The sequence below is a fragment of the Methylobacterium sp. CCH5-D2 genome (assembly GCF_001556475.1).
GTDB classification, from domain to species: Bacteria; Pseudomonadota; Alphaproteobacteria; order Rhizobiales; family Beijerinckiaceae; genus Methylobacterium; species Methylobacterium hispanicum.
Window position 1 is genome coordinate 1 of the sequence record NZ_LSIX01000894.1, and the last position, 216, is coordinate 216.

At 72.2% G+C, this 216-nt stretch carries 1 protein-coding gene; it reads left to right on the top strand.

Annotated elements, in window-relative coordinates:
• Positions 1-19 precede the first annotated feature (19 nt).
• Positions 20-216 (top strand): hypothetical protein (locus tag AX737_RS23955; protein WP_156453926.1); only part of this gene is annotated, 197 nt, incomplete at its 3' end.

Consider the following 216-nt stretch of genomic DNA (forward strand, 5'->3'; position numbering starts at 1 on the left):
GCCCTACCCTTCCCGCTCGATGACCGACGACACGCCCGATCTGCGCCCGAGCCTGCTCGACCCGCTCTTCGCCCCGGCCCGCGGCCTGCCCGGTGTGGGCCCCAAGATGGCGCCGATGATCGAGCGGCTGCTCGGCACGCCGGAGCAGCCCGCCCGCATCGTCGATCTCTTGTTCCACCTGCCCTACGGGGGCGTGTCGCGGCAGATGAAGGGCTC